We start from the raw sequence: 13,454 nt of genomic DNA, 5'->3' as shown, positions 1-13,454 counted from the left end.
TGCCGTGTTTCGTCATGCGCCTACTATAGGCGCGCGCCAAGACAGGCGCCAGACGCACCCGATGCAATCCATCGTTGCACCGAACGCCATGCCAAACCTCGTAGTGGCGTATCCTGTCCGCATGGAAGACATCGACCTGAACCTCGTCACCGCGCTCGACGTGCTGCTGTCGGAGAGCAGCGTGACCGGCGCCGCGCGCCGGCTGGGCCTGAGCACGTCCGCGATGAGCCGCACGCTCACGCGGCTGCGCGTCGCCACTGGCGATCAACTGCTCGTGCGCGCCGGGCGCAAGCTCGTGCCGACGCCGCACGCCGCCGCGTTGCGCGAGCGCGTGCATGCCGTCGCGCGCGACGCGCGCGCGGTGCTCCGGCCGGCCACCGCCGACGTCGACTTCGCCACGCTCACGGCCACGTTCACCATTCGCGCGGCCGCATCGTTCATGGAAATGCTGTCGGGCCCCGTAGTCGCCGCCCTGGCCGACGTCGCGCCGCACGTGCGGATCCGCTTCGTCCCGAAGCTCGACCGCGATCCGCAAGCGCTGCGCGATGGCACCGTCGATCTGGAAATCGGCAAGCGCGGCGACGACGCGCCCGAGCTGCACACGCGCATGCTCTTTCACGACTGGCACGTCGCGGTGGCGCGCGCCGGGCATCCGCTGTTCGCGTCGGCGCGGATCACGCCCGCGCGCTATGCGGCCTGCCGTCACGTCATTTCCGCACAGTTGGGCGATTTCGACGGGGCCGCCGACGACCCGGCCGGCGAGGCCGGCCCCGCCGTGCACGTCGTCGTGCCGGGCTATCCGGACGCGATGCGTGTCGCGGCCAGCACCGACCTGATCGCGCTGGTGCCGCGCTCGAGCCTCGGCAACGCGTGCTCGCCGGGGCTCATCGAAGCGCTCGGGCTGCGCAGCTTCGAGGTGCCGGTCCGCCTGCCGGCGATCCTCGTGTCGGCGCTGTGGCATCCGCGCATGCACGGCGACCCCGTGCATCGCCGCCTGCGTGACACGGTCATCGCCGTGTGCCAGCGCGCGTATCCGGATGCCCGCCCGCCACGCACGACGGCGCGGGGCAATGGAGCACGCGCCGCCAGCTGACCGGGGGTTGACCTCACGCCGCTCAGACCAGCCGGCCACCGCCGTCGATGTGCAGGATTTCGCCATTCATGAAACGGTTGCCCAGCAGGAACGCGATCGCTTCCCCGACTTCGTCGGCGCGACCGACACGGCCGCCCGGCAACGCCGCGGCGGCGCCCGCGAGGATCGCATCGCGCGCTGCCGGGCCAAACGCGTCGTACAGCGGCGTCTCGACGAAGCCCGGCGCGACGACATTGACGCGCACCGGCTTCAGTTCCAGCGCGAGCGACTGCGCCAGCGCCTCGACGCCGCGCACGGCGGCGGCGATGACGGCCGTGCCTTGCGCGCCCGGACGATCCGACAGTTGCCCGCCGGTCAGCACGATCGAACCGGTCGCGGGTATCAGCGGCAATGCGGCGCGGATCGCGTACACCGGCCCGGCGATGCGCTCGTCCAGCGCGGCGAGCAGATGATCGGGATCGGTCTCGTTCAGTTTGCCGGCAATGAAGCGACCGGCCGTGACGACCAGGTGATCGACCCGCGTCAGCGTATCGAATACGGCCTGCACCGCGTGCCGGTCCGCGATATCGGCCACCGCGATGCCCGCGCCGCCGCATCCTCCCTGTCGCGGCCAGGCCGGGCGGCGCCGGCGGGCCCTTCGGCTAAAATGCCGCACTTTCCACCTTGTCCGGCCCGCTCGCCATGCAACCCGCCTCCTCCGCCCCATCCGCCTCCCATGGTGCCGACGCCGCCGACCCGGCCCGCGACCTCGTCTACGGCCCGAACGACCGGCCGGCGCCGATGGTCGCCTTCGTCGCCGCGCTGCAGCACCTGCTGGCGATCATCGTGCCCATCGTCACGCCCGGCCTGCTGATCTGCCAGGCGCTCGGCGTGCCCAGCCGCGATACGACCCTGATCGTGTCGATGTCGCTGGTGATTTCCGGCATCGCGACGTTCGTCCAGTGCAAGCGCTTCGGCCCGCTCGGCGCCGGCCTGCTGATCGTCCAGGGCACCAGCTTCAACTTCGTCGGCCCGCTGATCGCCGGCGGCAGCCTGATGGTCAAGCAGGGCACGCCGGTCGAGACCGTGATGGCCGCGATCTTCGGCGTCGTGATCGCCGGGTCGTTCGTCGAGATGGGCGTGTCGCGCATCCTGCCGTTCGTGAAGCGCCTGATCACGCCGCTCGTCACCGGCATCGTCGTGCTGCTGATCGGCCTCACGCTGATCAAGGTCGGCCTGATCAGCATGGGCGGCGGCTACGGCGCGATGGCCAAGGGCACCTTTGCGAGCGCCGAGAACCTGACGCTGTCCGGCCTCGTGCTCGGCACGATCATCCTGCTGAACCGCGTGCCGATCGTCTGGGTGCGCAGCACCGCGCTCGTCATCGCGCTCGCGATCGGCTATCTCGCGGCCGCGTTCCTCGGCCGCCTCGACTTCACCGGCATGCACCAGGCCGCGCTGTTCCAGGTGCCGACGCCGCTGCATTTCGGCATCGGCTTCTCGTGGGCGCTGTTCGTGCCGATGCTGATCATCTACCTCGTCACGTCGCTCGAAGCGATCGGCGACGTGACGGCCACCAGCAAGATCTCGAACGAGCCGGTCGAAGGGCCGGTGTGGATGCAGCGGATCAAGGGCGGCGTGCTCGTCAACGGCGCGAACTCGCTGCTGGCCGGCGTGTTCAACACGTTCCCGAGCTCGGTATTCGCGCAGAACAACGGCGTGATCCAGATCACCGGCGTCGCGAGCCGTCACGTCGGCATCTGGATCGCGGGGATGCTCGTCGTGCTCGGCCTGTTCCCGGTCGTCGCCGGCGTGCTGCAGGCCGTGCCGGAGCCCGTGCTCGGCGGTGCGGCGATGGTGATGTTCGGTGCGGTGGCCGCGTCGGGCATCAACATCCTCGCGGGCGTCCACCTCGACCGCCGCGCGCTGCTGATCATCGCGGTATCGCTCGCGCTCGGCCTCGGCGTGTCGCAGGTGCCGGACATCCTGAACAGCCTGCCGCATGCGCTGAAGAACGTGCTGGAATCGGGCGTGGCGACGGGCGGCATCTGCGCGCTCGTGATGAACTGGTTCCTGCCGGAAAGGAAGTAACGGCAATCGCGGTGCGAACCGCATGACGACGTGGCGCGCGTGACGGGCCACGTCGGTCGTCGCGCCAAACGGCATCGGACGTCCGGCGCACCGCCCTGCCACCGGGCTTGCGCTCGCGCAGGCACGCGGCGTACCGGCCGCGCATCGGCGGCAATCAATCGTCAAACCCGGTCAGGGCGCCTTGGCCGATCGATTTGTGCTGGTTAGAATCACGGCATGCCCCAAACCCTCGCGCCCGACCAAGCCCCCGAAACGACTGCCGTTCCGATCAAGGAACGCGCGACCGTCGTCTGCTATCGCGATGCGCGAGTGTTGCTCGTCACGCGTGCGGCGTCGCGCTGGGCCCTTCCGGGCGGCACGATCAAGCGCGGGGAAACGCCGCTCGAAGCCGCGCATCGCGAACTGGGCGAGGAAACCGGCATGACCGGCCAGGACCTGGTGTACTCGATGCAGTTCACCGGGCTCGCGAAAATCCATCACGTGTTCTTCGCGGAAGTCGGGCCGGACCAGACACCTCAAGCGAGCAACGAGATCGAGAAATGCAAGTGGTTTCCGATCGACAGCGTCGACCGCCTGCGCGCGAGTATTCCGACGAAGCGAATCGTCGAGCTCGTCTACGACCACGAAATCCGCAAGGCGTAGCGCACCCCGAGCCGTGGGCCGGCTGAGTCGGGGCCGTGATCAGCGGTGCGCGGACGCTCAGTGCGCGCGCTTTCTTCGCAGTTCGTGCGTGGAATAGACGACGAGGAAGATGCCCAGCATCGCGGCGCCGGACGCCATGAAGTCGTTTGCGCTGTTGCGCAGCGCCGCCGGGAAAATACCCAGGCTCAATCCCGCGCCAGCAAGAAGCAATCCTGCTGCCACGCCCCAGATCGGTCCTGCGGTCTTGTCGATTTTGTTTTTCATACGGCACCCGTCTACGGTCGTTACCTGAACGATATCGGCAAAAAACGCCGCGTCTACCTTCAGCGATTCCACTATAACCGGAAGAAAATACGCAAGCTTCTGGTGCTTTTCCCGATCAAGTTTCGGCGGCCGCGGCCGCCCTGTACGGCGCGGGTCGAGCAATACGATGTCGACCGTCGCGTGACGGACGGCCGAGGCGAAGCCGGACGATATGCATCAGCGGGCCACGAGAGCGTCTGATGCGTTGGATGCGCTTCGCGTTGAACGGCACTTGTCCGGCAGCAATGCCTTCATTGCGCCACGCACCCCACCGGGCGATGCCCATGACCGGGCGAATCGGCGACGATCCAGCGGATTTCCTCGACGGCGGCCGCGCCATCGGCCTCGATTGACGGTCATCACCCGACGTCACCGGACGTGACGGTCGCGCCGAAGAAGGTATGGATATTGCGCCGCGGCCTCATCTTTCCGACCTGACACAGGAGAACCGATGAGCGATCCCACCGCAAATTCCCGGGCGGCTCCCAAGGCCGTGCCGTCCCCACGCGATCCCCATCTTCGCGCGCTAGCGAACTGCATTCGCTTCCTTTCAATGGATGCCGTACAGAAAGCCAACAGCGGTCATCCCGGTGCGCCAATGGGCTTGGCCGACGTCGCGACGGTCCTGTTCAAGGAGTTCATGCAATTCGATGCATCCGCGCCCCACTGGATCGATCGAGACCGGTTGGTACTTTCCAACGGACACGCGTCGATGCTCCTCTACAGCCTCCTCTATCTGACGGGCTATTCCGACATGACGCTGGACGAGCTCAAGCGGTTCCGGCAAGTCGGCAGCAAGACGCCCGGCCATCCGGAGTACTCGCACGCCGAGGGAATCGAACTGACGACCGGCCCCCTCGGACAAGGCATCGCGGAATCCGTCGGCATGGCGTTGGCTGAGCGCATCATGAATGCGCGCTTCGGCGATGATCTTGTCGATCACTACACCTACGTATTTCTCGGTGACGGTTGCCTGATGGAAGGCATCAGCCACGAGGCCATTTCCTTGGCCGGCCACCTCAGGCTGGGCAGACTGATCGCGTTTTGGGACAACAATTCAATCTCTATCGACGGCGCCACCAAGCTCGCGGTCTCGGACAACGAGATCGAGCGCTTTCACTCGGCCGGATGGCGCGTCCTGGAAATCGACGGTCATGACACGGATGCGATACGGCATGCCATCGAGACCGCTCGAACGACGAATGACAGACCGACCTTGATCGCATGCAGGACGATCATCGGGTTCGGCTTTCCGACGAAGGCCGGGACCGAGCGCGCGCATAGCGACGCGCCGGGCGAGGATGAAATCGCGGGCGCACGACAGACCCTCGACTGGCATTCGCCGCCGTTCGAAATCCCGGACGACCTGCTGAAAGCATGGCCGGAGATCGGGGCGCGCGGCCGCAATGCAAGACTCGCGTGGGAAGAGCGCGTCAGCCGGGCGCCGCTGGCACTGCGTACCGAATTCGAGCGGCGCAATGCGGGCAAGCTTCCGGATGACTGGAAGCAGGCAATTGCCGCGGCACGGCAGGCTTTTATTGCCAGTGGTCGTGAAATGGCCACCCGCAAGGCCAGCGGTGAAGTGCTTGATCGTCTCGTCGACGCGATTCCGGAATTGCTCGGCGGCTCGGCGGACCTCACGGTGTCCAACAATACGAAGACGAAGCATCAAATCGCGATCGAGCCGGGACAGTTCAAAGGTTCGTACCTCCACTACGGCGTCCGCGAACATGGGATGGCCGCCGCGATGAACGGCATCGCCCTTCATGGCGGCCTGATTCCGTACGGCGGCACCTTCCTTTGTTTTTCGGACTACTGTCGCCCGGCGATCCGGTTGAGCGCAATGATGCGGGTGCGATCCATCTTCGTGATGACGCACGATTCGATCGGCCTCGGAGAAGATGGCCCGACTCATCAGCCCGTCGAACATCTCGCGGCACTTCGGGCGATTCCCCAGCTCGCCGTCTATCGGCCGGCCGATCCAATCGAAGCGGCAGAGTGCTGGGAACTGATTCTCGAACAGCCCCGCAGGGCTGCGCTCCTCGCATTGTCGCGACAGCCGGTCCCGCTGCTGCGCAACGAACCCGGCAACGAAAACGAGTCGGCGCGGGGTGCCTACATTTTGCGGAAGGCCGAGGGTGGGCCGCGCCGACTCACGCTGCTCGCGACAGGCTCGGAGGTTCACCTCGCTGTCCAGGCTCGCGACATCCTGCAGAAGGAAGGTGTGCCGACGACCGTTGTATCGATGCCGTGCCGCCTGCTCTTCGAGGAGCAGCCACGCGATTACCAGGAGGCCGTGCTGGGTGCGTCTCCTGCGAGAGTCGCGGTCGAGGCCGCCGTCGAACTGGGATGGGAGCGATACATCGGTCCGAAAGGCCGATTCGTCGGCATGCACAGCTTCGGCGAGTCCGGAAAAATCAACGACGTGTACGAGAAATTCGACATCACGGTAGATGCGGTCGTTCGCGCTGCGCGGGACGTACTGCGAGTTAACGGCATGCACTGATCAAGCACGCGACAACGCTGGGTCCGGCGGCATGCGAACGGCCGCCTCCAGCGAACCTGAGTCAACGGCAATCGTGCCGCAGCGATAAGTCGCCCTCCGCCCTGCCCTATCGAAGTAGCTGTTCGAAAGTGAATGAGCCGCTCATCGAGCGGCAGTCGTTCGAGCGCGTACGGCCCATGCCGCGAACGTAAGTCCGCTGATACCCAAGACGATTGTCAGCAGCATGCTCTGAAACAAGCCTGACTGGAGCGTAGCACCCGTGGGCCACGCACGTCCGGCGATGAAGACTTTGACCTGCACACTTATCAGGGCGACGGTCACGGCCAACAATGCGGCCGCGATCTCACGGACAGAACGCCGCAGGTCCCAGCAGGTAATGGCGCTGAACACCAGGGCGGGTAGCAGAAAGAGCGCGGAGCTTCCCCACATGGCCGCCGCGTCCGGTTTCTTCAATGCGGCAAAGCCGATGCTATGGGCCGTAAAAACCGCAAAAACGAGCAGACCGGTACTAATCGCTCCTCGCGTCGTGAATATTCGAGGGAGCCGGGTCGAACGTGAGAAATAGACCTTCGCGCTGGGTGCGAAGAAGAGCAGCGCGCAGATGACGAGATTCAATGCCAGCACGAACACATATGATGGCGCTGCCCGCACGTCCCGTAGGGGAGCCGATATTGCGCCAGCGACTACGAGCACCGCCAGCGCGAGCCATCTTGCCCAGCGCCAACCACGGAACAGCCCGACCGCGACAACCACGGTCAGAGGAATCTGGATCCAGTGCCACCTCCATTGCACCGAGACGGGAAACACGCTGCCGGGGTCGAGCGGAATCTTGCCAATGGGGGCCGCGGCGTCATACGCGCGAAGCAGGGTCATCGTGAAGGTCAGGAACAAATATGCCAGCCCCGTAACGATCGCGGGACGCGTCGCAGCCTTCGTTCCGTTCCCGATGTCATCGTTCATTGTTGGCAACCCGAGACGGTAGCTGGCATTTTTGTTCTTTTCTTATCGCTATGCACCGGTGCGGGTAGCGGTGCCTTCAACCGGCCAGCGGACGAAGGAAAAGACCCAGTACATCACCAGATTGATCACCGGCACCAACAACAGCAAGCAAAGCCAGCCCGAGAAGCCCGCTTTTCGGAGAATGCGAGCGGCGGGAACGAGATAGATGATCGGCAGGAGGATCAGGATAATCCAGTGCCAGACGCTGAAATTTGCCATGTCGTTTTCCGGTTATTCGCCTTGACCGTCGCCGTCAGCCTGCGCGACCGAAATACAGCCGCCCGGATGCCTTCCGCCCGACTGCGTCACTCGTTCTGCAGGTACGGTCTTACTCTCTTTTCCTATTATCGGCATGCGCCGCGATTCCTTTATTCACCGCATGCCCGCGACCTTTGAGGCTGCCACATCGAAAGTTGCCGTGTACTCGCATCCGCCGACGTGTGCCGACCGCTCGATCAGGCGAGCCGAGAAATCAGCCTTTGCGGATGCCACGAAAACGCGAAGCGCTTTTCGCACCGTGTCAGCCCCTTCGAAGATTGAATCGTGATGCGAAAAGCCCGAGGCTCGCCGCCGTCCGGTTTCGCTCGCCTCAGTCGGCCTGGAGACCGAGCTCAGGCGCTCTTGATCGGCGGAATATGGCGACGCACGATCATCAGGCAGATAAAGACCATCGCCATCGCGGCACCCAGCATGCCCAGGTACGCAGACGCTCCGCCCTGCGTGATCACGAAGGCCCCCGCGAACGCGCTGAGAATCGCGCCGAGCCGTCCAAACGCGAGCGCGGACGCGGTCCCGGTCGCGCGAATCTCGGTCGGATAGACGTACGCGCAAAGGGCATACATGGTCGACTGGACCGCGTTGACGAAGAGGCCGTGCAAACCGATGCCGAACACGAGCAGCATCGTGTGGGCGGAAACGTCGAGACCGCGCAGCAAAAGCGCGCTCGCGGCTGCCATCAGGCAGCACACGAGCAAAGGCCGGCGCGACCCGAACCGACCGATCGCCACCGCGCAACCCATTGCGCCGAGTACGCCGCCGAGGTTGTAGGCGGTAAGACCCGAACCCGCCACCGAAGGGCTGAGCCCCTCGCCTGCAAGCATCGTCGGCAGCCAGCTGAATGCGCTGTAGACCGCAACCAGGTTCATGAAGAAAGCGACCCAGATTGCAAGCGTGTCTCGGCCCTGATGGTCGGCGAACAGCGCACGAAAGCCTGGACGCTGCCCAGCCTTCTGCTCCTTCTGATCGGCGAACACGGCGTCCGGCCGAATCGAGCGGGACATGCGGGTCAGCAGGTGGCGCAGTTCGTTCCAACGTTCGTGATGGCGGGCCAGATAACGTGGCGATTCCGGCATGACGAAATACAGCAGGAACGCCAGCGCGACGGGAAGCGTGCCGCCAATCAGAAAGAGGCCGCGCCAGCCATAATGAGGCAGCACGACGCTCGCGAACAACCCGGCAAGCATGCCCCCCAGCGGTACGCAAACGATGGTTGCGGTCACGGCGAGCGTTCGTCGGCGAGCAGGCGTAAATTCCGCCGTCATGGTCGTCGCGCTCGGCAGTGCGCCGCCGATACCCAGTCCCGCGAAGAAACGCAGGATCGCAATGGTCATGACGTCCGGCGATAGCGCGATCGAACTCGTCGCCAGGCCGAATACCAGCACGCTCCCGATGATTGCCCAGCGCCGACCGAACCTGTCCGCAAACAGCCCGGCGAATGCGCTGCCTATCCCCATGCCGACGAGGCCCGCAGCAACGGCGGGTGCAAATGCGTTGCGCGTGATGCCCCATTCCTTGATCAGGCCGGGAATGGCGAATCCGATGAGTTGCCCATCGAATCCATCCATCACGATCGCGAGCGCGGCGAGCAGGACAACCATTCGCTGGAACGCCGAGAACGGTCCATCATCAAGCGTGCGGCCGATGTCTACGGTCGGAAAACCGGGATTTCGATCGTTCATTTTGCTCCCCCGGCCGGATTGGCGAATTCAAAATTGCAGTCCTGATTAATCCGCCTTCCAACGTGATGATCAAAATCGAACCGCGTGCGATCGAGCGACGACTCGGCATTGACGACAGGCATTGCAGTCTCCTTGAGCCGATCGCTCGTCGTTCCGGGAGCGAAGGCTTTCCAACGATATAGGGTTGTTATTTTGTTCGCGCCCACCGTCAGGAAGCTCATCGCTTCCACGGCGAAACACGCGCGCTGGCCGCGGCAACGATCAGAACGGATAGTGACGAGGCGTCGTTTGCACGGTGATCCAGCGCAAATCGGTAAATTCCGCGACTCCTGCCTTGCCGCCGAAATGCCCGAAACCACTGGACTTCATCCCGCCAAACGGCATTTGCGCCTCGTCGTGAACCGTCGGGCCATTGACGTGGCAAAGCCCGGACTCGATACGCTTCGCTACCGTCAACGCCCGCGCGACGTCACGGCTGAAGACTGCCGCCGACAGACCATATTCGTTGTTGTTTGCACATGCGACGGCCTCTTCGTCGCCATTGACACGAACGATCGCCTTGACGGGCCCGAACGATTCCTCCCGGTAGATCTGCATGTCCGCCGTCACGTGATCGAGCAACGTGGCCGGCATGAGCGTGGTCTCGGCTTTCCCTCCGCATACCAGAGTCGCGCCTTTCGCCAGCGCGTCGTCGATCAGGTCGTTGCATCTCCTGACGGTCGCCATGTCCACGACGGAGCCGAGCACGGTCGGCCCCTTTCTCGGATCGCCAAGCGGCAGGCTCCGGGCCTTTTGCGCCAGTCGCGCGACGAATTCATCGGCGATCTTCGTGTCGACGACGATGCGTTCGGTCGACATGCAGATCTGGCCGGAATTGGCGAATGCCCCGAATGCCGCGCCTTGAACGGCAGCGTCGATATCGGCATCGTGGAGCACCAGAAACGGCGCCTTTCCGCCGAGTTCGAGGACCGAAGGCTTCAGATATTTCGCGCACCGGGTCGCGACGATGCGGCCGACGCGCGTCGAACCCGTGAAGTTCACCCGTCTGACCGCCGGTTCGGCAATGATCGCTTCGACGATGTCGCCCGCATTCGCTGGCGCGTTCGTGACGAAGTTCACGACACCGCGCGGCAGTCCGGCGTCCTGCAACGACTCGATGATGAGGCCGTGGGTCGCGGGGCAGGTTTCGGAGCCTTTGAGCACGACGGTATTGCCGCACGCCAGCGGCAACGCGATGGCACGCACGCCGAGGATGACGGGCGCGTTCCACGGTGCGATGCCGAGCACGACGCCGGCGGCCTGCCTCACGCCGAGCGCGAGACTGCCCGGCACGTCCGACGGAGTCACCTCGCCCGAAATCTGCGTGGTCATCGCAGCCGCTTCACGCAGCCCGTCGGCCGCAAGCTTGACATTGAAATTCGCCCACAGGCGGGACGCGCCCGTTTCGGTTGCCATGGCCAGCGCGAAAGCGTCGCCTTTTTCTTCGAGCGCATCCGCGGCCCGATTCAGTAGCGCGCGTCGTTCGCCGGGGCCCATCGCCGACCATGCGGGAAACGCGGCGGCCGCCGCATGCACCGCCGCTTGTGCATCGGCGACGGTCGCGGCCGGCGCCGTCGAGGCAACCGTGTCATCGAGTGGGTTGCGGCGCTCGAATGTCGCGCCATCGCGAGCCATCGCACGCTCGCCGTTGATCAACATCGTTACCTGATTCATTACCGTCTCCTGGAATATTATTGAAAAACCGGCCTGCCGAATCACCGACTCGCGGTCAGGCCACGACAATTTCGACGACGCGTGTTTTTCCCGAAGACAACGCGTCTTCCAGCGCGGGCTTCAGCGACAGCGCGTCGTTCACTCGAACGCCTTCGCACCCCATGCCGTTGGCCAAGGAAACGAAATCCAGCCCTGGCAGGTCGGTGCCCTGTACCGGCTCCGACGCGGCGAAGCCGAACACGGGCGCGAATTCCTGCAAGGCGGCGTAGCGCGAGTTATTGAGGATCACGAATGTGATCGGAAGATCGAGCAGGACCGCGCTATAGATCGCTTGCGGCGAATACATCGTCGAGCCGTCGCCGATGAGGCCGATCACGCGGCTACCGGGTTTGGCCAACGCCACGCCCACCGCGGCGGGCATGCCGTAGCCCAGACCGCCGCTTGCCATCGTGTAGAACGTCCGACTGCGCGTGAACGGCAGATAACGTTGCATGACGGGGCGCGAACTGGGCGCCTCCTCGACCACGATATCGGCTGCGTTGCGGACCTCGGACAGCGTCTGCAACGCAAAGGCGACCGACATCACCGCCGTGGGCTCGGCTCGCTCGACCGCCTCGCGCGGCGCCGGCAGCGGCCTGCCTCGCGGCGCCGGACGGGCGAGCAGGTCCGCCAGCCCCAGGCGAATGTTCGCCACCACCGACGTGCCGACCGGGGTCCACGCAGCGGTAGCCGGATCGTCGATGAGCTGGTACAACGCCGCGCCGTCGGGCACATGCGGGCCGCTGCCTTCGACGTGATACGCAAAAGCCGGCGCGCCGACGACGAAGATCAGGTCATGCCCGTTCAGCATCCGAACGATTTTTTCGCGCATCGCCGGCAGGAAGCCGGCGAAAAGCCGATGATCTTCAGGGAAGCTGCAGCGTGACGACATCGGCGCAACATAAACCCGCGCGTTGTGGCGCTCGGCCAGCTGGATGGCCTCGCTCCACGCATCGGCACGATCGAGTTCCGCGCCGACGACGATGGCCGGCCGTTTGCAGTCGTCCAGCGCGTCGCCGATCTCCGCGATCCGTACCGGATCGGGGCGGAACCGGGTGCTGACCCGGGTCGCCTCGACGAACTCGGCCGGCTGATCCCAGTCGTCGACCGGAACGGACACGAACACCGGGCCGCGCGGCTCCTGCATCGCCACGTGGTAAGCCCGGGCGAGCGCCAGCGGAACATCCGCGGCACGAGCCGGTTCGATGCTCCACTTCACATAGGGCCGCGGCAGCTCGGTGGCTTGCGATGCCGACAGAAACGGATCGAACGGCAGAATCGAACGGGCCTGCTGGCCGGCCGTGATGATCAGCGGCGTCCGGTTCTTGAAAGCCGTGAAGATGTTGCCCATCGCGTTGCCGACACCGGCCGCCGAATGCAGGTTGACCAGCGCGGCATTGCCGGTGGCTTGGGCATACCCGTCCGCCATACCGACCACCACTGCTTCCTGCAACCCGAGCACGTACCGGAAGTCCTCAGGGAAGTCGCGGAACATCGGTAGCTCGGTCGAGCCGGGATTGGCAAACACGGACGTCAATTCGAGGCGCCGCATCAAGTCCACGACGGCATCGCGAACGGTCGGCTGCCCACTTGTGTTTCGTTGCATCTCGAATCCTCTGCGGTTCGCCACTCAGGCTGGCGGTGATGGGATGAGCCGCAGTATGGGATTCGGCACCTTGTTTGAAAATTGCCAAAAAGGCTCAAAGTCATTACATTCAGGCATGAGTCTGTGGGATCGCCGGAGCGGCCCATTCCGCCCGGATGCCTTGTCGGACAAGGCTGTTCGCCGTCATCGGGGCTCGGCGGTCGCCGCAAGGAGCGGGCGCCGCGGTCCCTGGCAGGGAAGACACCTAGCAGGCGCCGGGCGGCCCGGAATCCCGTTCGCCCCCTTCACTCCTTTCAATCTGGTCCGCCACGATGAGTTTCAATCTGCAGCAGCTGATGATGTTCACCACGATCGTGTCCGCGGGTAGCCTGGGACGGGCCGCGGCCATGCTGAACATGACCCAGCCGGCGCTGAGCAGATCGATCAAGCGGCTCGAGGAGTCCGTCGGGGCGCCGCTTTTCGAGCGTCACACCAAAGGGATGCAGTTGACCGCGCTGGGCGAAGCATTGATGCCGCATGCGATGT

14 protein-coding genes are annotated in these 13,454 nt (G+C 64.8%); 6 read left to right on the top strand and 8 right to left on the bottom strand.

Annotated elements, in window-relative coordinates:
* The first annotated feature begins 121 nt into the window (after nt 1–121).
* Nucleotides 122–1,093: a LysR substrate-binding domain-containing protein gene (locus tag AC3IFE_RS21710; RefSeq protein ID WP_489192053.1), complete on the top strand. Its 972-nt coding sequence runs from the start codon at nt 122–124 to the stop codon at nt 1,091–1,093.
* A gap of 22 nt (nt 1,094–1,115) precedes the next feature.
* Here AC3IFE_RS21710 and AC3IFE_RS21705 read toward each other — a convergent pair whose 3' ends face one another.
* Entirely contained in the window at nt 1,116–1,667 is a 552-nt protein-coding gene (locus AC3IFE_RS21705; protein WP_489191910.1) for an SDR family oxidoreductase, read from the bottom strand.
* Between the two features lie 107 nt (nt 1,668–1,774).
* On the opposite strand from AC3IFE_RS21705, the gene AC3IFE_RS21700 reads away from it, so the two are divergent.
* Both AC3IFE_RS21700 and AC3IFE_RS21695 read left to right on the top strand, forming a co-directional pair.
* A complete protein-coding gene (locus AC3IFE_RS21700) occupies nt 1,775–3,163 on the top strand; it encodes a nucleobase:cation symporter-2 family protein (RefSeq protein ID WP_089469477.1) in 1,389 nt (462 codons plus the stop codon).
* A gap of 216 nt (nt 3,164–3,379) precedes the next feature.
* Nucleotides 3,380–3,805, top strand: a complete 426-nt coding sequence (locus AC3IFE_RS21695) for an NUDIX hydrolase (protein ID WP_089469476.1) — start codon at nt 3,380–3,382, stop codon at nt 3,803–3,805.
* Between the two features lie 57 nt (nt 3,806–3,862).
* On the opposite strand, the gene AC3IFE_RS21690 is transcribed toward AC3IFE_RS21695, so the two are convergent.
* Entirely contained in the window at nt 3,863–4,069 is a 207-nt protein-coding gene (locus AC3IFE_RS21690) for a hypothetical protein (protein WP_089470543.1), read from the bottom strand.
* A gap of 239 nt (nt 4,070–4,308) precedes the next feature.
* Here AC3IFE_RS21690 and AC3IFE_RS21685 point away from each other — a divergent pair, with 239 nt between their 5' ends.
* Nucleotides 4,309–4,461: a hypothetical protein gene (locus AC3IFE_RS21685; protein WP_179233501.1), complete on the top strand. Its 153-nt coding sequence runs from the start codon at nt 4,309–4,311 to the stop codon at nt 4,459–4,461.
* Nucleotides 4,462–4,559: 98 nt separating this feature from the next.
* On the top strand, nt 4,560–6,614 hold the full coding sequence (gene tkt, locus AC3IFE_RS21680) for a transketolase (protein ID WP_489191909.1): 2,055 nt from the start codon (nt 4,560–4,562) through the stop codon (nt 6,612–6,614).
* 141 nt (nt 6,615–6,755) lie between these two features.
* Here tkt and AC3IFE_RS21675 read toward each other — a convergent pair whose 3' ends face one another.
* The 6 genes from AC3IFE_RS21675 to mdlC all read right to left on the bottom strand — a co-directional run bounded on the left by AC3IFE_RS21675 (nt 6,756) and on the right by mdlC (nt 12,929).
* Nucleotides 6,756–7,574 (bottom strand): hypothetical protein, encoded by an 819-nt coding sequence (locus AC3IFE_RS21675; RefSeq protein WP_489191908.1) that lies wholly within the window; start codon nt 7,572–7,574, stop codon nt 6,756–6,758.
* A gap of 48 nt (nt 7,575–7,622) precedes the next feature.
* Entirely contained in the window at nt 7,623–7,832 is a 210-nt protein-coding gene (locus tag AC3IFE_RS21670; RefSeq protein WP_089469473.1) for a hypothetical protein, read from the bottom strand.
* A 392-nt stretch (nt 7,833–8,224) separates the two neighbouring features.
* On the bottom strand, nt 8,225–9,571 hold the full coding sequence (locus AC3IFE_RS21665) for an MFS transporter (protein ID WP_489191907.1): 1,347 nt from the start codon (nt 9,569–9,571) through the stop codon (nt 8,225–8,227).
* Nucleotides 9,568–9,792, bottom strand: a complete 225-nt coding sequence (locus tag AC3IFE_RS21660) for a hypothetical protein (RefSeq protein WP_489191906.1) — start codon at nt 9,790–9,792, stop codon at nt 9,568–9,570. Before AC3IFE_RS21660 ends, AC3IFE_RS21665 begins: the two co-directional genes overlap by 4 nt.
* Before the next feature lie 40 nt (nt 9,793–9,832).
* A complete protein-coding gene (locus tag AC3IFE_RS21655; protein ID WP_489191905.1) occupies nt 9,833–11,284 on the bottom strand; it encodes an aldehyde dehydrogenase in 1,452 nt (483 codons plus the stop codon).
* A 55-nt stretch (nt 11,285–11,339) separates the two neighbouring features.
* Entirely contained in the window at nt 11,340–12,929 is a 1,590-nt protein-coding gene (gene mdlC, locus AC3IFE_RS21650; RefSeq protein WP_301739396.1) for a benzoylformate decarboxylase, read from the bottom strand.
* A gap of 311 nt (nt 12,930–13,240) precedes the next feature.
* On the opposite strand from mdlC, the gene AC3IFE_RS21645 reads away from it, so the two are divergent.
* The coding region (locus AC3IFE_RS21645) for a LysR family transcriptional regulator (protein WP_489191904.1) at nt 13,241–13,454 on the top strand (214 nt) is incomplete at its 3' end.

The sequence above is a fragment of the Burkholderia sp. APQ4-4ca genome, assembly GCF_057837105.1.
This window is presented reverse-complemented; position numbering and strand designations above follow the sequence as displayed.